This is a genomic window from Methanooceanicella nereidis, assembly GCF_021023085.1.
In the GTDB taxonomy this organism is placed as follows: domain Archaea; phylum Halobacteriota; class Methanocellia; order Methanocellales; family Methanocellaceae; genus Methanooceanicella; species Methanooceanicella nereidis.
Map to the genome: position 1 here is coordinate 57,468 of NZ_PGCK01000010.1, position 24,109 is coordinate 81,576.

General features: G+C 47.5%; 28 protein-coding genes. 6 read left to right on the top strand and 22 right to left on the bottom strand.

Features of this window, described 5'->3' with window-relative positions; all coding sequences use genetic code 11:
- Window positions 1–82 precede the first annotated feature (82 nt).
- Window positions 83–1,246: a phosphoheptose isomerase family protein gene (locus CUJ83_RS11865; RefSeq protein ID WP_230742534.1), complete on the bottom strand. Its 1,164-nt coding sequence runs from the start codon at window positions 1,244–1,246 to the stop codon at window positions 83–85.
- A gap of 128 nt (window positions 1,247–1,374) precedes the next feature.
- Between CUJ83_RS11865 and CUJ83_RS11870 the strand changes: the two genes are divergently transcribed.
- A complete protein-coding gene (locus CUJ83_RS11870) occupies window positions 1,375–2,169 on the top strand; it encodes a hypothetical protein (RefSeq protein WP_230742535.1) in 795 nt (264 codons plus the stop codon).
- Here CUJ83_RS11870 and CUJ83_RS11875 read toward each other — a convergent pair.
- From CUJ83_RS11875 to CUJ83_RS11885, 3 genes are all read right to left on the bottom strand, one after another.
- On the bottom strand, window positions 2,166–3,479 hold the full coding sequence (locus tag CUJ83_RS11875; protein ID WP_230742536.1) for a TrpB-like pyridoxal phosphate-dependent enzyme: 1,314 nt from the start codon (window positions 3,477–3,479) through the stop codon (window positions 2,166–2,168). The genes CUJ83_RS11870 and CUJ83_RS11875 overlap by 4 nt on opposite strands.
- Window positions 3,480–3,659: 180 nt before the next feature.
- On the bottom strand, window positions 3,660–4,010 hold the full coding sequence (locus CUJ83_RS11880; protein ID WP_230742537.1) for a hypothetical protein: 351 nt from the start codon (window positions 4,008–4,010) through the stop codon (window positions 3,660–3,662).
- A gap of 437 nt (window positions 4,011–4,447) precedes the next feature.
- Window positions 4,448–4,759 carry a hypothetical protein gene (locus CUJ83_RS11885; RefSeq protein ID WP_230742538.1) on the bottom strand — a complete coding sequence of 104 codons (312 nt, stop codon included), beginning with the start codon at window positions 4,757–4,759 and terminating at the stop codon, window positions 4,448–4,450.
- Between the two features lie 91 nt (window positions 4,760–4,850).
- Between CUJ83_RS11885 and CUJ83_RS11890 the strand changes: the two genes are divergently transcribed.
- The 4 genes from CUJ83_RS11890 (at window position 4,851) to CUJ83_RS11905 (ending at window position 7,195) form a co-directional block, all read left to right on the top strand.
- Window positions 4,851–5,147: a hypothetical protein gene (locus tag CUJ83_RS11890; RefSeq protein ID WP_230742539.1), complete on the top strand. Its 297-nt coding sequence runs from the start codon at window positions 4,851–4,853 to the stop codon at window positions 5,145–5,147.
- Between the two features lie 37 nt (window positions 5,148–5,184).
- Window positions 5,185–5,547 carry a hypothetical protein gene (locus CUJ83_RS11895; protein WP_230742540.1) on the top strand — a complete coding sequence of 121 codons (363 nt, stop codon included), beginning with the start codon at window positions 5,185–5,187 and terminating at the stop codon, window positions 5,545–5,547.
- 491 nt (window positions 5,548–6,038) lie between these two features.
- The gene (locus tag CUJ83_RS11900) at window positions 6,039–6,854 is read left to right on the top strand and encodes an SIMPL domain-containing protein (RefSeq protein WP_230742541.1); all 816 of its coding nucleotides are present in this window, start codon (window positions 6,039–6,041) and stop codon (window positions 6,852–6,854) included.
- Between the two features lie 89 nt (window positions 6,855–6,943).
- Complete coding sequence (locus CUJ83_RS11905; RefSeq protein ID WP_230742542.1) at window positions 6,944–7,195, top strand: hypothetical protein; 252 nt, start codon at window positions 6,944–6,946, stop codon at window positions 7,193–7,195.
- A 40-nt stretch (window positions 7,196–7,235) separates the two neighbouring features.
- Here CUJ83_RS11905 and CUJ83_RS11910 read toward each other — a convergent pair whose 3' ends face one another.
- From CUJ83_RS11910 to CUJ83_RS11930, 5 genes are read right to left on the bottom strand one after another with little or no spacing between them, the layout of a single operon-like run.
- Window positions 7,236–7,898: a cytochrome c biogenesis CcdA family protein gene (locus tag CUJ83_RS11910; protein ID WP_230742543.1), complete on the bottom strand. Its 663-nt coding sequence runs from the start codon at window positions 7,896–7,898 to the stop codon at window positions 7,236–7,238.
- A gap of 5 nt (window positions 7,899–7,903) precedes the next feature.
- Window positions 7,904–8,761 (bottom strand): DUF7714 family protein, encoded by an 858-nt coding sequence (locus CUJ83_RS11915; RefSeq protein ID WP_230742544.1) that lies wholly within the window; start codon window positions 8,759–8,761, stop codon window positions 7,904–7,906.
- Window positions 8,758–9,732, bottom strand: a complete 975-nt coding sequence (locus CUJ83_RS11920; RefSeq protein ID WP_230742545.1) for an isocitrate/isopropylmalate dehydrogenase family protein — start codon at window positions 9,730–9,732, stop codon at window positions 8,758–8,760. Before CUJ83_RS11920 ends, CUJ83_RS11915 begins: the two co-directional genes overlap by 4 nt.
- Window positions 9,729–10,202 carry a 3-isopropylmalate dehydratase small subunit gene (locus CUJ83_RS11925; RefSeq protein WP_230742546.1) on the bottom strand — a complete coding sequence of 158 codons (474 nt, stop codon included), beginning with the start codon at window positions 10,200–10,202 and terminating at the stop codon, window positions 9,729–9,731. Before CUJ83_RS11925 ends, CUJ83_RS11920 begins: the two co-directional genes overlap by 4 nt.
- Window positions 10,199–11,440 (bottom strand): 3-isopropylmalate dehydratase large subunit, encoded by a 1,242-nt coding sequence (locus tag CUJ83_RS11930; RefSeq protein WP_230742547.1) that lies wholly within the window; start codon window positions 11,438–11,440, stop codon window positions 10,199–10,201. The genes CUJ83_RS11925 and CUJ83_RS11930 overlap by 4 nt, the downstream gene beginning before the upstream one ends.
- Window positions 11,441–11,552: 112 nt before the next feature.
- Here CUJ83_RS11930 and CUJ83_RS11935 point away from each other — a divergent pair, with 112 nt between their 5' ends.
- Window positions 11,553–12,734 (top strand): homocitrate synthase family protein, encoded by a 1,182-nt coding sequence (locus tag CUJ83_RS11935; protein ID WP_230742548.1) that lies wholly within the window; start codon window positions 11,553–11,555, stop codon window positions 12,732–12,734.
- Between the two features lie 10 nt (window positions 12,735–12,744).
- On the opposite strand, the gene CUJ83_RS11940 is transcribed toward CUJ83_RS11935, so the two are convergent.
- The 13 genes from CUJ83_RS11940 to CUJ83_RS12000 form a co-directional block, all read right to left on the bottom strand.
- On the bottom strand, window positions 12,745–13,374 hold the full coding sequence (locus tag CUJ83_RS11940) for a hypothetical protein (RefSeq protein WP_230742549.1): 630 nt from the start codon (window positions 13,372–13,374) through the stop codon (window positions 12,745–12,747).
- A 118-nt stretch (window positions 13,375–13,492) separates the two neighbouring features.
- The gene (locus tag CUJ83_RS11945) at window positions 13,493–14,992 is read right to left on the bottom strand and encodes a thiamine pyrophosphate-dependent enzyme (protein ID WP_230742550.1); all 1,500 of its coding nucleotides are present in this window, start codon (window positions 14,990–14,992) and stop codon (window positions 13,493–13,495) included.
- A 476-nt stretch (window positions 14,993–15,468) separates the two neighbouring features.
- A complete protein-coding gene (locus tag CUJ83_RS11950) occupies window positions 15,469–16,449 on the bottom strand; it encodes a radical SAM protein (protein WP_230742551.1) in 981 nt (326 codons plus the stop codon).
- Window positions 16,449–17,369 carry a methanogenesis marker protein 11 gene (gene mmp11, locus CUJ83_RS11955; protein WP_230742552.1) on the bottom strand — a complete coding sequence of 307 codons (921 nt, stop codon included), beginning with the start codon at window positions 17,367–17,369 and terminating at the stop codon, window positions 16,449–16,451. The genes CUJ83_RS11950 and mmp11 overlap by 1 nt, the downstream gene beginning before the upstream one ends.
- 64 nt (window positions 17,370–17,433) lie before the next feature.
- A complete protein-coding gene (locus tag CUJ83_RS11960; protein WP_230742553.1) occupies window positions 17,434–18,060 on the bottom strand; it encodes an NTP transferase domain-containing protein in 627 nt (208 codons plus the stop codon).
- Window positions 18,045–18,887, bottom strand: coding sequence for an adenosylcobinamide-GDP ribazoletransferase (cobS, locus tag CUJ83_RS11965; protein WP_230742554.1), 843 nt, complete (start codon window positions 18,885–18,887; stop codon window positions 18,045–18,047). The genes CUJ83_RS11960 and cobS overlap by 16 nt, the downstream gene beginning before the upstream one ends.
- A gap of 10 nt (window positions 18,888–18,897) precedes the next feature.
- A complete protein-coding gene (locus tag CUJ83_RS11970) occupies window positions 18,898–19,833 on the bottom strand; it encodes a cobalamin biosynthesis protein (protein WP_230742555.1) in 936 nt (311 codons plus the stop codon).
- Window position 19,834: 1 nt separating this feature from the next.
- Window positions 19,835–20,932, bottom strand: coding sequence for a threonine-phosphate decarboxylase CobD (cobD, locus tag CUJ83_RS11975; protein WP_230742556.1), 1,098 nt, complete (start codon window positions 20,930–20,932; stop codon window positions 19,835–19,837).
- Between the two features lie 320 nt (window positions 20,933–21,252).
- The gene (locus CUJ83_RS11980) at window positions 21,253–21,441 is read right to left on the bottom strand and encodes a CxxC-x17-CxxC domain-containing protein (RefSeq protein WP_230742557.1); all 189 of its coding nucleotides are present in this window, start codon (window positions 21,439–21,441) and stop codon (window positions 21,253–21,255) included.
- A 15-nt stretch (window positions 21,442–21,456) separates the two neighbouring features.
- The gene (locus tag CUJ83_RS11985; protein WP_230742558.1) at window positions 21,457–21,645 is read right to left on the bottom strand and encodes a CxxC-x17-CxxC domain-containing protein; all 189 of its coding nucleotides are present in this window, start codon (window positions 21,643–21,645) and stop codon (window positions 21,457–21,459) included.
- 15 nt (window positions 21,646–21,660) lie between these two features.
- Complete coding sequence (locus CUJ83_RS11990; RefSeq protein WP_230742559.1) at window positions 21,661–21,849, bottom strand: CxxC-x17-CxxC domain-containing protein; 189 nt, start codon at window positions 21,847–21,849, stop codon at window positions 21,661–21,663.
- Between the two features lie 407 nt (window positions 21,850–22,256).
- On the bottom strand, window positions 22,257–22,649 hold the full coding sequence (locus tag CUJ83_RS11995; protein ID WP_230742560.1) for a hypothetical protein: 393 nt from the start codon (window positions 22,647–22,649) through the stop codon (window positions 22,257–22,259).
- 50 nt (window positions 22,650–22,699) lie between these two features.
- Entirely contained in the window at window positions 22,700–24,025 is a 1,326-nt protein-coding gene (locus CUJ83_RS12000) for a cobyrinic acid a,c-diamide synthase CobB (protein WP_230742561.1), read from the bottom strand.
- Window positions 24,026–24,109: the final 84 nt, after the last annotated feature.

Below are 24,109 nucleotides of genomic sequence, written 5' to 3' on the forward strand. Positions count from 1 at the left end.
TTTTCCATAGTATGAAAATAGGAATGTGCGATGGCAATATCAACAAAAATGGATATATGATTCATGACCGGGCGACCGGCCATTATACATGTATCCTCTTGAGATATTGTTCGCTCACTCCGAGTATGTTCATGGATAAGGATATCACTCCGTTCGTGAAGATATAGGCGTTTATTTCGGAAATAGATGGCCTTGTCTGAACGGTTTTCGTCGCGAATATCTTGCTCATCTCTTTTTCGCCGTATAAACGCAGATCTTCTTCCGGAAGCGGGACATACATGATGTTTTTCGACATTCCCCAGGAGTCCATTAAAGCACCCAGCTTTGAGTCTTTGTTTACCATGATGGGGAAAATATCCGCGCCGTGAGACTTTGCGGACATGGCGCCCTCTATTATTTCTCGTGTATTGCCGCTGCCGCTTATCGGGATATACGCGTCGCCACGTAAGAATGCGGGAGTGGTAGGGCCGTCACGCATGAATACATTGTGCCCGAGGTGAGTGAGCCGCATGCCGAAGGCTTTCGCCACGAATCCGGAACGGCCGACACCATCCACGATAAAGTTGCCCCTGCGGTTCAATAGCTTATCTATCCATTCGGACAGGTGATCCCTTTCTATCTCCGATAAAAGTGTAGCGTTCTTGATAAAATGATTTACCTGGTTATAATATTTTGATGTCACTTTGCCGTCGCTATGCTCATAAAGAGCCGGTATCAGTGAGTTCAAGAGCACTGCAAGCTTAAGCTCGAACTCCGAGCCAAGTGCTATCAAATGCTTTCTGTCGACTGCTTTCATAGGGTCTATGACAAAAACATAGCCGTTATCATAATCCGAGACCATTTTATAGGCGGTGGAATTTACCCCCGAGGTTATCAGCAAGACCGGGACATTCAGCTTAAATGATTCCTCCAGATACCTCAAGACGCTTTTTGTCTCGCCGGAACCTGTCGCCGCAATGACGAGATTGTTTCTTTCAGGGTCTATGTAGCGGCGGATAGGATCGTCCAGCGTTAACGGGAAAATGTTCTCATACTTGGAGGACTGCTGTAAAAAGTCATATAGCGATAGAGCGCTTCTACCTTCGGCGATGCCGTATATCACTTTTGTGCATACGGTGTTCTCCAGTATGAAACCGCTTAGCAGTGCGATGAGTTCGCTTATTTTCTTTTTATCTATATCGTAAAGCTGCTTTATGAACCGCCTTTGTATCTCAACGGATTCATAATAGATGTCAGTAGAATACATCAAATATAGATTATGTAAAGTTAGATATAAAATTTGACATTAGTATAAATTCACAAAATTAAAAAATATAGACATTGTTTTGAATGATAAGTGCATAATATTAAGCAATTACCTATGTAGTGATGAAAATGAGCGCCGTACAAAGTGAGAATAAAGTTGTGATAATGGGAGTCGGGCAAAGCGGTTCGATCGTCACGAGCTTGATCAGGCAGTCGAACGCGGAAGCACATATCATAGCGGTCGACGATAACAAAGATATATTGGGCTCTGCCGATGCTGACGTAAAAATACTGATCAAGGATGGAAAATTCGAGCCGGAGCCTGAACTTGATGCCTTTAAACTGATATTTATCATAGCAGACCCTTCGGAAGGTTCATCCCTGACATATTCACAGGCAATAGCATCAAAAATGTCGGATAAGAGTTTTGTTTACGGCATAATGATCAAGCCCCAAAGAGGATGGACGGAAAAGGACAGGGACGTATATTCTTCATTCGATGGTGCCGCAGTCGTTGATGTAGGATGGGTCTTCGAAAAGAGAGGGAAGAGTGACGTTGAGGACGCCATGAGGATATCATTTAACTTTATCGCTCACACCCTGGCATTCATTTCGGCAGCGATAACGTCCGGCGACCTGAGCCTGGACGCGTTCAGGAATATACTCGCAGGAAAAGTCGCATCCTTTGCCGCCACATCTGTATCGCAGCCCGCCACCCTTTATATCCTCACTATGAGCGATATGAACAGGAGTATGGTAAGTTCAGGACTGATATTTATGCCAGAGGATACCGAAGATATTATTGCCCGCAGGCTATTCCTCGGTGTCGCCGGCACTCTGCCGCCCGCTTCGGACCTTGCCACGTTCAGGATAAAAGGCGTGGAGCCTTTCAGGATACTGGCTATACTCGCCCGCCCGTATTAAAGGCTGAAGATATTTGCATAGTTTTGAAGGTCTAAAAGCCCATGGCCGCTGAGGTTAAAGACAATGACCCCGGGGTCGCCGGTCTTTTTACACTCTAAGGCATGGCTTATGGCGGAAGCAATTGCATGAGAGGATTCGGGCGCGGGTATGATACCCTCGGTACGGGTAAAAAGCCTGCTTGCGGTGAACGTGTCCTCCTGCCCTATGGCCTCCGCGTCGATGATACCGTGATCATAAAGTAATGATACTGTCGGTGCCATGCCGTGATATCTGAGGCCGCCGGCATGTATCGTCTCCGGTATGAAATCATGGCCGAGAGTATGCATCTTTAATAGAGGCGTCATTCCGGCAGTATCCCCGAAGTCATACTCATAGCGGGAGGTACCTTCGGCAACGCCCGTCAGCGACGGCACGCTTTTAGGCTCGACAGCTATGAACCTGATGTCGTTCTTGCCCTTCATTTTGTCACGGATGAACGGGAATGTAAACCCTGCGAAGTTACTTCCGCCCCCGACGCATGCTATGAGCTTATCGGGTTTTTCGCCAATCTTTTCAAGCTGTTTTTTAGTTTCTAAGCCTATGACAGTCTGATGGAGCATGACATGGTTCAATACGCTCCCTAGAGAATATTTTGTCCTCTCGCTTTTCATGGCGATCTCTATCGCTTCGCTGATGGCGATACCGAGGCTGCCCGAACAGCCGGGGTCTTTCTTTAGCATACACCTGCCGTATTCGGTCGTATCGCTTGGCGACGGGATCACGTCCGCACCAAAAAGTTTCATGACATATTTACGATATGGCTTGCTATCATATGACGACCGGACCATGAACACTGTACACTTCATTCCGAAATATGATGCGGCCGCGCTAAGGGCAGATCCCCATTGGCCCGCGCCCGTCTCCGTAGTAAGGTGTTCAATACCTTCGGAATAGTTGAAGTAGGCCTGGGCTATGGCCGTATTAGGTTTATGCGAGCCTGCAGGGGAGACGTCTTCACGCTTATAATATATCCTTGCCGGGGTCTTTAAGGCGTCCTCAAGCCTTTTCGCCCGATATAGCGGCGTAGGCCTGCCGATACGTATAAGTGCTTCCCTTACCTCATCGGGTATCCTTATGTCGGTTTCTTCGGACAGTTCCTGCCTTACCAGCCCTTTAGGGAACAATGCCTCCCATTCCTCCGGCCTCAGCGGCTCTTTCGTCGCCGGATGAAGTGCTGCCGGGAGCGGCTCAGGCAGGTCCGGCAAAATATTATACCATGTCTTCGGCAGCTCATCAACGTCCAGTGTGACTTTTATGATATTTTCGGCCATAAGAACACCTTCAACGATCATTAACAAGAATACATGAGCGTATAATTATACACCATAACGTACATAATTATACATAATTATAAAATATTGTATAAGAAAAATTGGGACTTGAAGAAAATCCGGTCAGAGTTGAGTTTCGAGAAAAAAACCTGGAAGCGACTGCATTATCATGCAGTACGCTTAAAGCCACTCTTCGAGAAGATACTTATTCTCGGATCTGATAGTACAAAAGAGATTGTCATCTATAAAGTACTCTTCTTCCCCGGATAATAACATGATCTTTGCCGTCATGTCCTTTACGGAGAAGCATAATCTTATTTGCTTTCCACTGTCAGTCGTGGTAAAGTAGCAAAGTAACGTATCGTCTCCAACACTAATCTCCTCTTCGTCCCACTTTTCGAACGGAGGCGCTATTTCATCGTTCTTTGCGAGTATAGCGTACGCTGCACTCAGAACAACGTCAAGCGACGCTTCGGAAATAGCATTCCCGTTGAGCCGGTAGGCCCTGGTAGTACTATCCAACACTTTCATTATGTTACTATATGGCACGGTCATTATATATAAATTTATTGTTTGTTGTAATATAATTTTGTCTATTTTGATTTAAAAAGTGAACAATATTTAAAACATAACTGTATGGAGGGCTGATAATTATACAATAATCGCCGGGATCAATTACCATTTGTCCTGCTTAGAAGTATATCACGTCGGTTCGTGGTTCGATATCCCCGATCTTATGGCTTCAAAGGCAGCATAGAGGCTACATATTTCACTATTCGGGAAAAGAAATTGACCCCGGTTTCAAAAATTTTTTGATAGTATGCTTATTTTAAAAAAGAATTATTGAGCCTTCTGCTCCCATGTGCCCATTTATGTGAAAAAGTAGTAGACATTTGTGCCTGCTTTCTTTTATGGAACGACCGGAACGGACAGAGGTTAACGTAAGTATCGTAAAAACCGGTAAGGCGTCACATCCATTCCACAGTGATATGCACGTCATACTTTGAGATGCATATGCCGGTAGATTCGATAGCCTTGAAAAATGCGGAAATGACATCCATAGGATGATGACAAACGGCCGTTTCGGACACATAGTCAAACATAAATCGTTTAGGGTACAGCACAGATGCCTGGTCAAAACTGGTCTCTATCGTAAAGTCATATTTTTCTCCAAGCGAATCGACCATCTGTTTTTTTATCCCGTAAACCTGTTTTTCAAACTCAAGCATACATGGCAGGTCATTTCTGTCCTTCTGCTTAACGGTAAACATTACCTTCATCTAATATCCCGGCATAAATGAGGATCTATCTAATAATATGTTTTTCCCCGGAATGTCAATGATTTATATATGGCGGCGATAATTACTCATTATGGACTCTCCTTACGAAGCCGTGAAGAGGACCTTAGGGCAGGATATGGTGGAAGCCGCCGGTATCAATATCTTCAGGTTCCCGGGCACGAGGGATGATTTTGCGGACAGGCTTATAAATACGGGAGCGCAGCAATGTATCATAAAATATGGCCTAAGATTTGAAGACAGGCTGATCGACCTTGACGTGCTATTCCAGGTAGTCGATATCATAACGACGATAGACGGATGTGTCATATTTTATAATCCGGACAGCAGGATACTGGACCTTAAGGTCGTAAGGCGTCCGCCAGCGTAAGAAAGGATTATTTATTATAAGATTAAATTTGTTTTTAATGAAACATTCCATATGTTTATCGGAAAGGTCACGGATATTCGTCGAGTTAAGAAAAAAGGATCTCTCAAGCGACGAATATGTAAACATGATACTGGAAAACCTGCTTGACCTGAGCGAAAAAGGTCACTTCATCCCGGATCGTATCAGCATCATAGACGCTATTGAAAGCCATGTCATACTGAACCCGCAAGAGAACCTGATCGAGAAAAGCAGGGAACTCGAAAATATAATAGATATGTTAAGAGATGCTTTCCATGATAAAGTCCCTGCGCATATCTTTCGAGAAAAATGCAGGATAGCAGGGATGAACGAGAAAGATATTGAGTTCGCTGAAAACATGTTCAAAGAATGGCTGGTATGAGTCCTCAGGTGATATATACCAGTTATAATGAACAAATGATATTTTAGGAAGCGGAATATACGTCCGCTTCCTGCGTATCCACAACCATCCGGATATTCTCAAATATCATCTTTGGGAGGTGTCCTCCGAATGGAAATATAAGGCCCACATTATTTTGACCTACCAATTATTATGTTAGAGTCAGATAAGTTAAAGGTTTCTATGATAAAAACCAACATTACCATACATTTTGGTTATTTTCTAACAATATTATTAATGAAATACTAAAATAATAATAAAAATCCGGTATTTATCAAAACGGTCATTATCTTTAAAAAGAAACATTACTGATTTGTTTTCAATTTATTAAGCGTAAGCGATACATGGATATTTTTAGCAAATCGGCCATTTACAGGACATACAGTCAAAAATATAGCAAATTATGCCAAATTAACTAAAATTACAGATAAATAACTACGATCTGATTTGTAGTCTAAATAAATGTTATATACATGGCTATCGATGATTTATACGGTGAATCTCTTATGGAGTTTAAGCGAGGGTTTCTATTTGGTCTCGGCATGATCACTGCATTTGCCGTTTTACTTGCAGTGTTAGGCAATTCGTGCGTAAACGGCATAGGTGTCGCAAGTTCGGCATCGGAGAATAACGAGTCCGAAAGAACCGTAACAGTAACGGGTAACGGATATGTCTATACGGAACCCGACATAGCAAAGGTGAGCGTGGGCGTAGTGACTGAGGCTAACACCTCGTCCGAGGCGATGCAGATGAACGCGGACCAGATGGACGCCGTTATGAAATCAGTTAGAAGGTTAGGTATACCGGAGAAGGACATCAAGACAAGCCAGATCTCGGTACAGCCGGTATACAATTACCAGTATCAGCCAAAGGACGCTACGGAAAAGCCGAAGATAGTCGGCTATAAGGCCAGTAACACTGTCACTATCACTGTAAGGGATATGTCCAAAGTTGGCCCTGTTATCGATGCTTCATACGGGTCGGGCTCGAATAAGATCGATGGCGTGAGCTTTATGCTATCGGAGGAAAAGCAGTCGCTAGTCTATAAGCAAGCCCTTGAGAAAGCAGTGAAAGACGGTGCCGATAAGGCAAAAACCATAGCTTCAGCCGCGGACATAGAGGGAATGAAACTAAAGACAATATCCGAGTCCGGAGGCTTCTATCCGGTATATTATGACTCGTATAATATGGCAGCTGCGGAAAGAGCCAGTGGAGCTGCACCGACACCGGTATCTCCGGGCGAGCAAAAAGTCCAGGCCACAGTGACCATGGTATATACATTTGGCTAATATTTTTTAGCCTTGCTTTTTTTATTCCAATTTTTTCTCTTATTTTAGGTTTATATAGTAGGGCTTACTTATAATAGACATAGAGTATTATGACTGACAGAACGGCTGGAAGCATCGCTGTAATAATTTTAGGGACAATGCTTGCTATACTGCTATTAATATTCCTGGCGAGCACTTTCGACCTTCTCAATGATCAATATATAGAATGCTTGATGAACGGCGGAGGTCTATATTGCTGGGCAATAGACCAGTCGGCTAAAAACCTGCTGGCACTGGTAGCAATATTAGTCACATGCGGCATAGGCATAATATGGTATATCCTGTCAAGCGAACACACATGACCATCGAAAATTTTCCTTTTTTAACGCTGATAAAAGGTCATTATAAGGCCAGATATATGAAATACAACCCTATCAGTATGATCGCGAGCCCGATGGCAGTGTCCAGATAATTCCCGTACCTGGAGGTCATGTCCTTCAGTTTACCGCTTATCGTCCCTCCCGCAGAGCCGATAAGTGCAAGCGGTATTACCATTCCCGTTGAATAAAGGAGCATTGTGCCCAGTCCTTGCAGCGGGCCCTGGTATAGACCGATATAGGTAATGACTGCCAGAAGCATCGGGGCGCCCCGGCCGATGGTTATCGCGCCGAAAGAAAGGCCGAGTAAAAAAGTCCCTGCCGCAGTATTAGTTTTTGAGCCCTTGAACATATTGAATATACTTTTAATCGGGGGCTTATAGATCTTGAGGAGCTGTAAACCCATAAGTATCATAACCAGGCCGCCGAACGCCCATGCGACGGATTCATTGATCAATAAAAGGTAATCGCCCATTATACCGGCTATCAAACCAAGAGGTAAAAGAATGATGATCGTGCCTGCGGCGAACGGAATCATCAGCTTTAGGTTATCAAGGAAACTGGTATTTTTTTCGGATCCGGCGATATAGCCTACCAATCCTAAACACAGCACACTATTACACGGGCATATACCGGCGATGATCCCGAATATGAATATACCGATCAGTGTCGGTTCAAAAGCGGCCATGTTGATCAGTTTTTATTTTTTATCGCTTCGGTAAGAGCTTTTACTGCTTCGTAGATTTCACGCGGGTTCGCACCCCAGTGTACAGCTATGCCCTGGATCCCGCGGATACTTGTCAGCCCCAGCTTTTCTGACTGGCAGCATCGGAGCACGAAAGGACGCTCAGGCCGGATAGTCGATAGAAGGCAGATATTGACATGCTCATATTTTTTGTTCGGGAACCTTGCCTCGAACACCTGCTTTGACGTATCGCAGCCGATAAGTTTTATATCACCCTGCGGCTCGCCATCCAGAGAGTCCAGGAACAAGCCTTTAAGGCCAGAAGCATAGCATGGGAATATGATCGTATTATCCGGATCCTCAAACTCTTTTAAGTTTTTAGTATAATAGTTAAATGTAAGCATTAGCTCCCCGAACATTCCGGCATCGTCAAGCCTCTTGATATTATACTCAAGCCATGCGGGCTCGGGCGGCGCGATGTCGTATACATCTATAGAGGTTAGCCCGTCGGTGGACGGGGAATGTACGAAATTCAGGTGCTGGTCGATTCCCCTGAACACGACAGTATTGACCCGATCATCGCAGAGCCTGGAAGCGATCCTGATCAGGTTAGCGCGGTTCGAGAGATCTACAGGCCTGTCATATACCAGTGTCTCGTTTATCCCGGCTATTTTCTTAGCTTCCTTTTTCTTTTTCAAAAAAGTCCCTTCGCCCTCGCTCCTGACCTCATAGACCTCGCATCTGTCAGGGGCCTCGAAGACAAGTACATATTTCGACGAGAAATAGATGATATCTTCAGGACTGTATTCCTTTCTCAGATATTTGTTAATAGCGCCGATAAACTTGCAGTGCTCCGGGAATATCATATTTCCGCCTCTATGAGCTTTAAGAGTGAATGCTTAACGTCAGAGGTCTTATATATGCCTCCAAGGTCCGGCGTGAATATTCTTTCTTGCAGTATCGTGTCCACGGCTCTCTGGACTTTCTCGGCCTCTTCCCGTTTTCCGGCCCACTCGAGAAGCATCTTAGTGCTAAGCACTGCTGCTATCGGGTTTGCCACATCCTTTCCGGCTATGTCCGGAGCGCTGCCGTGCACGGGCTCAAAAAGAGCGTATTTATCCCCGATATTGGCGCTCGGCGAAAGCCCAAGCCCGCCTATCAGGGCAGCCGCCTCATCTGAAAGGATGTCGCCGAACAGGTTCGTCGTGACTATGGTATCATACCGGGACGGACACCTTATAAGATTATATGCCATGGCATCCACCAGCATCTCTTCATACGGCACCATCAGCCCTTCTGCCACTTCAATACAGCAGTCCCTGAATAAAGCGCATGACTTTAAAACGTTAGCCTTGTGCACGATAGTGAGCTTTTTTAACCCCGGGTTTTTACATGCCATCCTCGCTATGCGCTCGCTCGCTTTTTTTGTGATGACCCTGGTCGACCTTACCTCATCTTCCGTTACATCTTCAAGCCCCAGATAAAGGTCTTCGCTGTTTTCCCGGTAAATGGTAAAATCCACTTTAAAAGGAGAGATCGCTGATGACTTGAACGGCCTGATGTTAGCGTATAGCCCGAGCTCGCTCCGCAGGGTCAATATCACGCTTCTGTAATCCCTTTTCGGCGGCGTGGTGATCGCCCCGAAGAGCACGCAGTCGCACGACCTGACCAGGTCGATATCCTCTTCGGTCATTGCTTTGCCCTCGCGCCTGAACCTCTCATATCCTACGTCCACCTGGACAAGCTCTGCCCCGGGAAGTATGAGCCTGAGCATATCGAACGCTACGGGTATGACTTCTTTGCCTATCCCGTCGCCGGGCAATATCGCGATCTTCATCGCCTGCCTCTCCTGTATGCGACCAGCCCTCCGGCTTCAAGTATCTCCTGAAGGAAATCCGGCAGCTTTGTGCTGGTGTACTCTTTTCCGTTCGCGGTCACTATGCCCGAATCCAGGTCGACCTCTATGATCTCGCCCTTGCTCACCGCGTCGGCGACGTCAGCCTCTACGATAGGGAGGCCCACGTTAATGGCATTCCTGAAAAATATCCTGGCAAAGGATCTTGCGACGACACAATCTATACCTGCATATTTTAAAGCGATAGGGGCTTGTTCCCTTGATGAGCCGCATCCGAAATTGTTCCCGGCGACAATTATGTCACCTTTCTGCGGCTTGAAATCCGGATCAATACCTTCCATCGCATGTTCCGCGAACACGTTATAGTCGGTGCTTCTCAGGTATTTTCCGGGTATTATGACATCGGTATCCACGTTGTCGCCGTACTTCCATACTTTTCCCCTGAACTTCATAGATACCGCCTCGGATCGGTTATCTTTCCATTGATCGCGGTCGCTGCTGCCGTCAGTGGCGAGCCGAGATATACTTCGGAGCCCTTACCCATACGCCCCTTGAAGTTCCGGTTTGTGGTCGACATACATCTTTCACCCTCTGCAAGGACACCCATATGGCCGCCAAGGCAAGGGCCGCAGCCCGGATTACATATCGTCGCGCCCGCTTTCAACAGAGTGGCGGCAACGCCCGAGTCTACAGCATCGATCATCACGCTTCTGGACGCAGGTATTATCAGCGTCCTGCATTTGACGGTCCTGCCTTTTAATATCATGGCAGCGCTTTCCAGATCCTCATACCTGCCGTTAGTGCACGAGCCTATGAGCACCTGGTCGACATCCTTACCCTCGACCTCTTCTATGTCATGGACGTTATCGACATCTATGGGGCATGCGACCTGAGGCGAAATATCAGAAATATCATAAGTGAACTCTTCACAGTAATGAGCGTCGATGGCATAAACCGGCCTGTACGGCTCTACTGCCCTGCCGCGAAGGTAATCATCGGTCTTTTCGTCAGGAGGCACTATCCCGGCCTTTCCCCCCATCTCTATCGCCATATTACAGATGGTCATCCTGCCGGCTATGGATAAGGCCCTTATCGCCTCTCCGTAAAATTCTATCGCTTTATATGCGGCGCCATCAGTCTTTACATCCTTTATGATACGTAATATGATATCTTTGGCAGTAATGCCTTTAGCAAGCTTACCGTCAACTGTCACCTTTATCGTCTCAGGTACCCTGAACCAGAGCTTTCCGGAAGAGTATACCTCTGCCATATCGGTAGCGCCTACACCCGTGGCGAATGCACCGAACGCGCCGTACGTGCATGTGTGAGAATCAGCGCCCACGATCACCTTACCGGGCATTGCGAAGCCTTTCTCGGGAACGAGCTGATGGCATATACCTTCGCCCACATCGTACAGGTTCGTGATCCCCTGTGCTTTTGCCCATTCCCTGATGTCTTTCTGCAGCAGGGCGGTATTTTCGTTATTCGCCGGGACAAGATGGTCGAACGGTATTATTATCCTTTTAGGGTCCCAGACTTTTTCCACCCCCATCTCCCTGAACGCTTTAACGGCAAGCACTGACGTCCCGTCATGGCTCATGGCATAATCGACGGGAGCTATGACAAAATCTCCGGCGCTGGCTTTTTTACCGGCCGCTTTTCCTAGAATCTCTTCGCTAATAGTTCCCAAATTTTCCCACGCTCGCATACTGAGGTAGAAAGTTATTAGTACCCCGAATATTTAATTGTTATTGTGAGCGAAATTTTCGGTATCGAAATTTTCGGCATAAAATGGTGAGAACATGACCGGATACTCGAAAAACGAGTGGATGAAGTATGTGCAGAACGATATCGGGGACATCGAGATATGCGATGTGACCCTGAGGGACGGGGAGCAGACGCCTGGAGTCACCTTTACCAGGGAGGAAAAGATAGACATAGCGCGCATGCTGGATGAGATCGGTGTCGAGATCATCGAAGCCGGATTCCCGGTCGTGTCGCAGGCGGAAAAGGAGTCGATCAAAGCAATAGCCGGCTTAGGGCTTGACGCAAAGATATGCTGCCTGTCAAGGGCCATTAAAAGCGACATCGACGCAGTGCTTGATTGCGATGCGGATGTCGTGGGGATATTCATAGGGACGTCGGACCTTCATCTGAAATATAAGCATAAAAAGACACAGCAGGAAGCCATCGATTGTATCGTTCCTGCGGTGGAGTATGCAAAGAGGCACGGCCTGATAGTAAGGTGCGCCGCAGAAGATTCGACAAGGACTGATCTTGATTTTCTTAAAAGGTATTATAAGGCAGGAGAAGACGCCGGCGCGGATTATGTAAGCATCGCCGATACTGTCGGCATAATGAATCCGACCACCATGAGATTTTTAGTCGGCGAGGTCAGGAAGACAGTGAAGATACCCGTATGCGTACACTGCCATGACGATCTCGGTATGGCTGTGGCCAACACGCTGGCTGCCGTAGAGGCAGGTGCAACGCAGCTTCATACTACGACGAACGGTATAGGCGAGAGGGCGGGAAATGCCGCACTGGAGGAAGTGCTGTTAGGCCTCCTGCTGCAGTACGGTATCGATAGGTACAAGCTTTCCACCATCACGGACCTCTCAAAGTCCGTCGAAAAATATTCCGGCATTAAAATAGCGAAGAATAAGGCCGTAGTGGGCGACCACGCGTTTGCCCACGAGTCAGGGATACATATTGCGGCCCTTCTTGAAAATGACCGTACATACGAGGTATTCACTCCCGAGATCGTAGGAGGCAAAAGAGAGTTCATCCTCGGAAAGCACAGCGGTAGCAAGGCATTATGCTATATGGCAAGACAGATGGGCTTTACGCTTACAGAGGCCGAGACGAACATTGTCCTTGAAGAGATCAAAAGGCTGAGTGAGGATAAGGTATCGTTCAGGCGGGAAGATCTGAGAGAATTGATAACCGGCTTATTGACGGATAAAAAGGCCGTTATCGCGTAGGCCTTTTTTCTTACTTTTTTCTTAACCCGTATTTATTCATCCGGATCACATCGTCAAATCCGGTCCCATAAGAAGTTATTTTTCCACTGAGCCGTTTTTCCAGCTCTTCAAGCTTTTCCGATAATAGATCGCCGTTAAGCGTGCCCATGATCGAATTATCTGCGCCGTTTATCGTCTCTTCCATCCATATGTCGCAATTTGTCGAAACAGTAAGCGTTGCCATGGGCTCTTCCGCCTTGATTTCGCTGTCAAGCCGGAAGCTAAGGGCATTAGGTATCAGCGCCCGTGACATGCCCGTCACAGTAAAAGCATATACATACGTAAGACCGTATATCATGGCGTTAGGTGAAAAATCAGAGTCTTTTGACCCCATCATTTCCCATCTTTTTTCAAGGGCTTCACGCAATGATCCCGGGGTTATGGGCCTTATCCTGTCAAAGAGCGTATACTTATAGGGGCACTCTACCCTTGTCACGACAAAAATGTCGCCCATGATGCCCATCATATCGACAAGTATGTCGGTCAGGTACCCATTGCCGTAGGCGCTTAGTTTTTCCCGGTTAAGCTGGATGGTTATGGTCCAGCTTCCCACATATTTGTCATACCAGCACCATGCCGAGGGTTTATAGCTAACGTCCAAAGCCGGTCACGTTTAAAATGTTGACCTCTGCGATAATCACATATTCCATTATTAATAGCGGTGCCCGACTCCGTAAAAGAAGCTTGCCATTAAGAAAAAGGAAAAGACCGGGTTAATATTACTTTTTAACGCACAGCCCTTTAACAAGATAGACCTTCATGGAAGGCTCTTCATACATTTTTTTAAGGTCTTCATAGACATTTTCGGCAGTGAGCCCTTCCGCTTCATTTACCGAACAGTCATCTCCGAACAGGCTTTTTATTATGCCGGTGACTTCGGGTATTTTTTGTCCCCCTGTCATAGCAGCCTCCTCGTTCACGAACACGACTACAAGCACATTATGCCCGTGTAATTTAGCGTTCAGCATAGACTGTAAGCCGGTATGCAGCAAGCTGAAATCGCCTGCCATAGCCACTCCTTTTTTATTGAAGCCGCATGCAGCGCTTATCGAAGACCCGAGGCCGCAAGCGACAGTAACGATGTTATAAGGGGGGTTCGCCGTATATATCGAACAGCCTACATCGCTTGATACCGGAGCGTCCAGCATTTTGATAGCGTCGTAAACGGGCTTGTAAGGGCATTCTTTGCAAAGGCTTTTAGCGAAGCCTCTGGATTCCAGTGTCTCGGGAACGATCTCCGGATTAATACGGTCTTTTAAAATATTCTCGACCGCGTTCATTATGTTATCCTCATCCAGCACCCCGGCCCGTGGAAGATGTCCTGTCATCCTTCCCCTTGCCTTTGGCGAATTTATGTGCTCTTCCAGGAATGGCGCGACATCCTCGCATACCAGCACGTACTCCATTTCAGAGATAAAGTCATTTACCTTATTCTTTGGGAACGGGTTCACAAACCCGAGAGTCAGGTGGGACATGCGGTATGATGCTGCGATGGCAGCAGCGGGGATAGATGCGTGCCCCGACGATATAATGCCGTACGGGCCGCGTCTCACTATCTTATTAAGGCCCGACCGTGAAGACTCGAAGCTGGCGGCGCTCCATCCTTCCTTAAGGTATTTTTGATGCTTGCCATACATCGTGTAGTTCCAGATATCCCTCCCCAGCTTACCGGGCTCGGCCGTGTATTTTCTTCTGGTAATATCACTACGGTCATTAAGGACTGCGACGGTGACGCGCACTAGAACGGGCGCCGATATGCGTTCGGATAGCGCCAGGCCGTCAAATATGGAATCATAAAGGTCCTGCGGCGTTGATGGATCATATACAGGGATCTCTGCAAGCTTACCATACCACCGGGAATCCTGCTCATTTTGTGAAAGCTCCGCACCGACATCATCCCCGGCGATAACAACTATGCCAGCCCCTATGCCGTGTGTTGCAGAGATTATAAGAGGGTCCGACATCACATTGATACCGACATGCTTGGACACTACTATCGCCCGTTCGCCGCAAGCCGACGAGCCTACAGCCATCTCATATGCGATCTTTTCATTATACTGCCAGTTCGCGCATATTGACCCCGAGCTTTGTAATGATGCGAATATGCCGTTTATCGGATAACCCGGCACACCTGTGGCGAGTTTTACGCTGCCGTCCTCGGCCGCGGCTAAAACAGCTCCGACACCGTCGGTATTTAATGTGCTGACTTTTGAGACCATGAGACCAAAATCCCTGATAGAATAAGACTCTAAAAATCATAAGGCTTTGCGCAAAAATATAACTGTATTCATCGTAAAGCAACTTCACTTCAGAATAATGTGCATTAAAAGAGCTAGCAATTTCACCACAAAGCGCACAAAGGCGAACAAGGTACACCAGTTTCCACCACGAAGCGCACAAAGGCGAACAAGGTACACCAGTTTCCACCACAAAGCGCACAAAGGCGAACAAGGTACACCAGTTTCCACCACAAAGGGCGCTAAGGGCTCGAGGGTTCACAAAGGACTTTTCTTAGAAGATTATCATATGTTAAAAAAAATTTGTGGACCCTTGAGCCCTTCGAGCGCTTAGTGGTGAAAAAAACCGTGTCCTTTGTAGCCTTCGTGGATAGTATTATTGGACACTACATTAAAAAATTATGGATCATATAACAAAGGTAGAAAATTTTATGATATTAATCCGGACAGGTAAAATCTCATAAGTCTCTATGAGGCACCAGGTCGCAGCCGGTACAAAGCAGGCATCCTGTCAGCGCCAGATCTGCACGAAGTCCGTATCTGTCAAGTATCTTCCTTTCCTCGGCAGCAAGTTTTAGAAGACGTTCGGCGGGAACATTCTCTGTATAAACTTCGCCTGCCCTGAGCGGGTGAGGATTAACCTTTCGGAGTATGGGGATAATGCCCTTACTTGCGAGCATATCCATGCCTTTTATAACGGTCTCGTCAGTCTCGCCCAGTCCGATGATTATGTTGGTGAAAACGTGGTTACGGCCGAATATCTTAACGGCGTGCTCTAATGACTTTACGATATAGTCCAGCGATAGCCCCGGACAGACCTTTTCGAAAACATCAGGGTCTATAGTCTCCGCGTTATATTTTATTTCATCCGCGCCTGCCTCTTTTAATATCTCGGAAGAATCGTCAGTCGGGTAGACCGAGACTCCGATGGGGACGTTAAGCTGCTTTAATTCCCTGACTATCTCCGCGACTCTCTCGACTTCCTCTTCCGGCGTCTTCCAGACTCCGGAGGTCAGCGATATCGCCTCGAACGAAGGATGCCGGGAGCCTTCGAGGGCCATTTTAACGACATCGTCTTTCGATTTGATCTTTCCCTGCAGCTTCGGAACGGGACAGTACTTGCAATCAAAAACGCATTTTTCGCTGACAGTGACGTATACCTGCCCCGGGCAGTGGGATATGGCCTCCTCGAGAACCCCTTTTACGAACACGTCGCCATCCTTAAAAATAGTCACTTCGCCCCTGTCCATGACGGCCTTATATGGAGAGCTTTCACGGACGCTCAGCCTTACGCGGCGTCCGCCGGAGCTAAAGAAAAATGAGCTGAGCCCGGCCCCCGGGCCTGCTGTGGACCGGGATAGATAAGGCATAAAAGAGTCGTCTACCTCAACGCCTCCGGCCTCTATTAGCTCAGCCTTTTTTCTCGCGTCCATAAGCATTACAGGATCACCGATTGGGACGGATTACCAAAATACGGCAGCGATGCCATCGCCCCGATAATGCCCCGGCCATCCATCAGTATGTCGGCTCCCGCATTTCTCGCGTTCCTCAGCGTGGTCTCGCGGGATACCTGCTTCTGTTTACACAGCATTCCATAGTCTTTAAGCATCTCGGCGTCAAAGTTTTGAAGGACGACCATACCTGTCTCCTCCGAAAGGGTATGTTTGGCAAGAAGCCTTCCGAAGTCCCTTACAAGCTTTGTCTCGTCGATGCATGCGAACTCTACAACCGTGGAAGTGCAGTTTTGAGTTTTTTGCGGCACGGGATAGAGCTGTACTATTGAGTGAGAGATATACCTTGCATTCTTATTATCCACGTCGGTGGCTATGTTATGCATAAGTGACCAGGTGGCGCCTTCTTCCTTAGTGTCGGTGTCATCCACACCTATAAGGACCCTTTTCCGGCGCGGCACTATTATGGTGCCCCTGCTCTTCCTGCTGCCCCCGGCCTCGGATATGTCATAGTCGATGACGTCTTCGGCGAGAGACCTGCTCATTGTGGCTCCTACGCCCCCTCCGCCAAGACCTGCATACGTTATGGCGACAGTCTCATCGTCGACGACCACCGACTCTATGCCTGCCGCCGCAAGTGACGGCACAAGGTCCAGCTCGGATGTACCGACGCGTGTCATGTACCTGATAGAGTTACTGAAGATCTTTGTGCTTACTATAAGGGGGCTTGTGCGCTTATAGTGGTATTCTGACCAGCAAGCGCCTCCAAAACAATTGGACTGCTCTACTATCTCTACCCAACCATCTCCATCGCATACTGCGATTATGTTCTTATAGGGCACAACCCACTTTTTTCGTGCATAGGAGTTGTCTTTCATCGATGTATAGTCCCCTGAAGTTTTTATCAAGTAAGCACCGGAATCGCTGATGTTACTATACGGGATTATTAATCAAACATATTATACCTATCGATTAGCGACTGGATGGGGAGTTTTTAATAAGTTCCCTGCAAATCTCAAGGTCTTTAGGGTAATTAATGTTAATTGCAAGAGCTTCATTGTCATATACGATAGCGGACTCCTCCTGTGGCCTGTCGATATGCTTACCGTTTATGACATTGATACCGCACGGGACAAGCTTTCTCCCGGAATCGTCTAACGTAAGGTCTTTGTTAATATCGATGTTTTTGAGGCATGACTCATCCACCCATACCGATAGAGCCTCTTTTCCGCAGTTTTCGTAGGCCGTAATGATGTCATCGATAACATCCGGCGTGATCATCGGTATGTCCGACGACAGTATGAGGAAAGGCTCATTAAGCGATAGCAGCTCCACAGCATATCTGGTGTCCTCAATATAGCCTTTTCCCGGGGTCATTATTATCCTGACATCCGGCCCTTTACCATACGTATCCCGCAGGTATTCTTCTGTCAGCGGCACATTTTCTGATATGGCAATATTTATATTCTCTATCTTGCTACTGGCCTTCAGCGCATCGACAACATAGCTTATAAGGGGCTTATCTTCAAGAAGCAGCATAGGCTTTTCAACTGAGCCCATCCGCTTTCCGCGGCCGCCTGACATCACAAGAGCGTCCACATCAGTATCCCCATGATTATTAAGGCTACTATCCTTGCGACCTCGTTAGACGCGCCGATGACATCCCCGTTCGCGCCACCGAAGTTCTGGTCCGCGACATACAGCATTATCAATCCGGTCACGATCGAGGAGCCAAGCGCGATCAGCCCGATGAGCAGCACGACCGAGCACCTTATTATAACCGCTGCGGGGTCCATTGTCTGGAAAGGCAATATCGGGAACAATCCTGCCAGACCCATAACGACCCATACTATGCCCAGCGCCATAATAAGGCCAACGGCATAGTGTTCACGTGTGGCGCCTTCCATGGTAAGGGAGCCCATGCCCGTGTGTATGCTTTTTCCGAAGGTAGCCACCGTCGTCATGGCGGTCTTCGCGCATATCTCGGCTACGAGCAAAATGAAAAACAGGTTCGTACCAAGCCCGAGGAGCAGTGATATAGCAGAGTGGAGGAATAGCAGGTCCAGGACTATGAACAGAAGCCCCCCTGTTCCCGCATGCACGTCTTTCATCGCCTTGATCTTTTTCTCCACGCTACCGCTCGCTATGATGCCGTCAGCCATGTCCGATAGCCCGTCCATGTGGTTGATGCCGGTGAGCAGGTATATGCATGCTATGATGAATATCGCCATAAGCGCCGCAGGGAAAAACGTTTGTATCAAAAAGCCTGCGGTCCCGAGGATAACCCCGATAATGGCGGCTGCGATAATGAACAGGTAGATCCTTTTTGTGAATTGTTCAAAATCGCCATCCTTGATGTTCACGGGGATGTTCGTGAAAAACCCGATCGCGGCCCGAAGACCTTTCAATTCATCGTTCAACGTCATATCGCTCACCTTATACCTGTATCAATGGAAACCCCGTGAAGTAAAGTATTATGATGATAATGGATACCAGTGCCGCAGTCAAAGCTTTATTGTACAGTATCGCCCTGCCGATGTCGTTCACGTCGCAAGGCCTGAGACCCTCCCCAAGCACGTAGTAGCCGATCTTTTCCAGCCTGACGCCAAGAGCGCCGGCGAACGCTGACATCGGATAGCCTGAGTTTATGCTCGGTGTGTTTCTCGCGTCCTTCAGAGCGGTCTTCAGCGACCTTATGGGACCGCCGAACAGGATCGCGACCAGGGCCATTAGTATGACTGATAATCTCGCGGGTATGAAGTTGGCGACATCGTCTATCTTTGCCGATGCGAAGCCGATCTGCCTGTGCTTTTCGTCCTTATAGCCCACCATTGAGTCGAGAGTGTTTATGGCCCTGTATGCCAGCGCTCCGGGAAGACCGAATATGGCAAAATAGAACAATGGCGATAAAATGCCGTCCACAAAGCTTTCTCCAAGGGACTCTACCACGCAAGAAGACATCTGTCCCGGGTTTAGCTTGCTGACGTCCCTGCCGACGAGCGCCGGAAGCTTCGACCTCGCCAGGTCCAGCCTTCCTGCTTTAAGGTCGCTATAGATGTCGCCTGAAATAGCCCACAGGAACGATAAGCAAAACGTTGATTTCAGCAGATAGGCGGTCGCAAGTAGCGCAATAAGAGGTGAAAATCCGTAAAGGATCACAGATATGCCGTAGCCGATCCCCACGGTAAGCCCTATAGTCAGGAACGCGAGCAAGAACCCATAGAGAACTTTGAACCTTTTCGGAGGATGCTCTTTTAGATATCCGATGAACCTGCCTATCCATACGACAGGATGATATTTTTCTTTTGGCTCCCCGAAAATAAGGTCTAAAGCCACCGCCAGTGCAAACGCTTCGAGCAGAAATGTGATCAATTTAAGCACCCGCTACATTTTTAAGAGCCTGGACAAGCCTATCGTTCTCCTCGCGGGTCCTCACGGCAAGCCGGATAAACGATTCGCCAAGCATCCTGAACGAGTTGCATTCTCTGACAATGATCTTTTCCTTTAATATTCTTGAAGCGAACTCCGGGCAGTTCATTCCCGTGCCGCTCACATCCACCAGGAAATAATTGACAGTGCTGGGATATGCATTTAATCCTTCTATGGCCGAGATGTTTTTCATAAGCCAGTCCCTTTCCCGGGTTATGTATGACCTTGAAACGTCGAGATACGCATGAGAGTTTTCCATATAATAGATGCCGACCTCGCTCGCTATCGAGCTAAGGTTCCACGTCACCCTGGCCACATTCAGTATTCCTGCCGTTTCCGCGTTCGTGATGCCGAAGCCGAGACGGAAGCCCGGAATAGCGAAGCATTTTGTCAGCGACCTCATTACGAACAGGTTGTCGTATTTTTCGACATACTTCGCCACGCTCTGGCCGGGGTCGGCGAGATCGATAAAAGCCTCGTCAACCACAAGGATGATCCCGTTTTTCTTACAGTGGTCCGCAATGCTTAAAACGTCCTCTGCCGGCAGGAGTACACCATCCGGGTTATTGGGGTTGCATAGAAACGTGGCCACGCATCCGTTGAGATGCCAGTATTCCTTTTTTATGAGATCTGAATATCGGACATACCTGATGTTCGCTCCGAAAAGCCTGCACTGCTGCTCGTATTCACCAAAGGTCGGGCAAGGTATAGCTATCAGGTCTCCTCGCTCTAGTATAGATTCGGCGAGCAGCCGGATGATCTCTGTAGAGCCGTTGCCCGGCACTATGTTCTCCATTCTCGCACCGGTGAACTTAGCGGCGCTCCTCTTGAATCTTTCATAGCGGTTATCGGGGTATCGGGATACAGAGCCATATGCCTTTGCTATGACATCGCGCACGTCCATCGGTTGATAGGGATTGATGTTAACGCTAAAATCTAAAAACTCGCTCTCGCTAAAGCCGTTCTGCTCGGCTATTTCCTGAAGCTTTCCGCCATGGGCGCATGGAGCGAGGCCCTGAAGTTCTTTACGTACCTTAAACACTGGCAGCCATCCGTGGGTTAATCAATTTTACTTTTCAAATATTAAATATTATGGAGTAAGGGTATCTGACCAGTATATGAACATAGTCAGAATTAAAGTTAACGGATAAGACATAAAATGTTTTATGGCGAGGCCGGATCAATTAAAATATCAGAATATTAGGCGATATTATTTTTATAGTTAAATTTCTTTAGAGGATGCTATGAGCTTCGCTCAAAGAGCGATAAAGAATGACATTGTAAAAAACGATGTTGATATGATAGAATAGAATAAAATAAAATATACAACGAAGAGGTGATCTCTTCGTATTTGCTTAGATCTTAGAACCTGGGTTTCCTGTGCTTTGGTAAGCAATCCCTGCAGTATACAGGTCTGCCTTCGGTGGGCTCGAATGGAACTTCGCACTCTTGACCGCAGTCTGAGCAAGTTGCCTTGTGCATCTCTCTCGGACCGCTGCTGTTTCTTGGGCCGCCGAAGCTTCTGCGACCGCCAAATCCGCCGTCTCTCATTATTTTACACCCGCCTTAGAACCTGGGTTTCCTGTGCTTTGGTAAGCAATCCCTGCAGTATACAGGCCTGTCCTCGCTGGGCTTGAAAGGCACTTCGCACTCTTGACCGCAGTCTGAGCAAGTTGCCTTGTGCATCTCTCTCGGACCGCTGCTGTTTCTTGGGCCGCCGAAACTTCTGCGACCGCCAAATCCGCCGTCTCTCATTATTTTACACCCGCCTTAGAACCTGGGTTTCCTGTGCTTTGGTAAGCAATCCCTGCAGTATACAGGTCTGCCTTCGCTGGGTGCGAATGGCACTTCACATTCTTGACCGCAGTCTGAACAGGTTGCCTTGTGCATCTCTCTCGGACCGCTGCTGTTTCTTGGGCCGCCGAAACTTCTGCGACCGCCAAATCCACTGTCTCTCATTATTTTACACTCTCTTTTATAGAATAGTGCTAAGAACTAAGCTCCCTTTCCCGTGGGCGTTAATAACTGCAATAAACTGGCTTGCCGACTTTCTGCGAAAAAGTGAACTTTCTTTTGCCGCTTTAAGAACAAGTTGATTTATGCCTTTATTTTGGCCCAAGGTTTATTGGACCCAGATATTCATTATCACTTTCTAATTTATATTACAGGTTTTTCCTGCAATACCAGAAAGGTATAACATAGTATAAAAATCTATGCATGATTTTTTGTTAGGAATATCCAAAACTGCTTGAAAAGTCGTAAGATCCTTTTTTCATTTTACGATTATCATGCATTTGAATGGATAACAGGATATAATAAAATAAAGCCGGGAAACCGGACAGGTATCCCTGATGGTTCCGGGTGTTTCACAGAGCAGATATTTCTTTGTTCTTTATGACATGTAAATGGACACGATCGTCCTTACCCTGCATAGAATCAAATACGCGGAATGCCAGATCTTCCATTTCACTGACGTTATCTGCCGATATGACCATCCTGAACCGGTTAAATCCGAGGTCATCCCGTTCCTTTATACCTTCCTTGATCAGTCCGTCCAGCTCTTTTTCAATGAAAATAAGGTCATTGGTCTCCAGGATATATACGAGAAGCCTGTTACCTATGTTTATTCGATCGCTCAGGCATACGTTGCCCGGCATATCAACGTCCTTATTGTGCTCAATATAACAGAACACTTCTTCCGGGCACCCGCAGCCCAGCGTTTCCTGGACGAATTCCTTGATCTTTTTTTCATCAGACATATATTCACCGAAATATGATAAGTATTATATTTTTATCAGGTTAAAGAACATTACGTTCTGTTATATCGATATGCAGACCGTAACAAAGAGTCAGCAAACTCATTATTGAAGTATGCATGAGTATACGAGCCCATGGCATTATGCTCATACATGCCGTCCCTGCCATCCATTATCCCTTTACCTCTTGTCATTCGTATGGCGAACCTGGCGCTGCTCTCACATTCTACTTTTGAGTAATGGAACTCATGGCCTTTATAGGATATGCCCGGAGAGAGCAAGGAAGGGCCGCCTATAAATCTGGCATCGACATATCCCAGACTTTGCAGTTTTTTTGTCATGAAAGACATAGCGGGAAGCACCCCGGCCATTTTATGCTCTTTTTCGGCGACGATGCCGCCTGTAAGATACATGAGCCCGCCGCACTCGGCATATACCGGCATCCCGTCATCTACTGCATTTTTAACGTCATCCCTGCATCGGGACGAACCCAGTTGTTCTGCGTATAGTTCCGGGTAGCCGCCGCCAAGGTAGATTGCGTCGACCACGGGAAGACGGTCGGCAATAGGGCTGAAAAACTTTAGCTTTGCACCCCGTCCTATGAGCCTGTCAAAATTGTCCCGGTAGTAGAAACAGAATGCGTCATCCATAGCGATGCCTATTGTGACATCATGGTTAGATGTCGCACAGTATGCCGCATCATCGGTGATCGGCGGTGAATCTCCTGCTGCATCCAGGATGGCATCGACATCACAATTTTCTTCTATGATCTTACCGAAGGCGTTCATACCCGTGACCTCGCCGGCCATCTTAAGCCCGAGATGCCTGCTGCTGACGGATAGATCGTCCTTCCTCGGCATCCATCCCAAAGCCCGGATACCCATGGAAGCCGTTATCATTTCCCTGTGCCTTGGGCTTCCTACGTTGTTGAATATTACACCGGCGATGTTCACATCCGGATCAAAGCCGGTATAGCCTTTAATGAGAGCGTTGGCGCTCCGGGACATGCCATTTACGTCGACGACAAGTAATACAGGCGCGGACAATATTTTTGACACGTGTGCTGTGCTGCATGTATCGGTACCTTCAAGGCCGTCATACATCCCCATGACGCCTTCGATGACCGCGACGTCAGCGCCCCGGCACGATACCCGGAAGGTTTCGAGAACCCCTTCCTCACCCATCATGAAAGGGTCGAGATTTCTGGACGGCCTGCCGCATATGGCCGTGTGGTGAGTCGGGTCGATAAAGTCCGGCCCCACCTTGAATGGCTGCACTTTCATGCCGCGTGCGGTGAGCGCGGCCATCAGTCCGCTCGAGATGGTCGTCTTGCCGCATCCGCTGTGAGTTCCGGCTATGACTATACGTGGAATGTCCATATTATACCTTCATTAAATTGATGTTAATTAAAGTTTTCTTTATTAGCGTTACTGCGCTTTAATAATAAAAGTAACTATCTCATG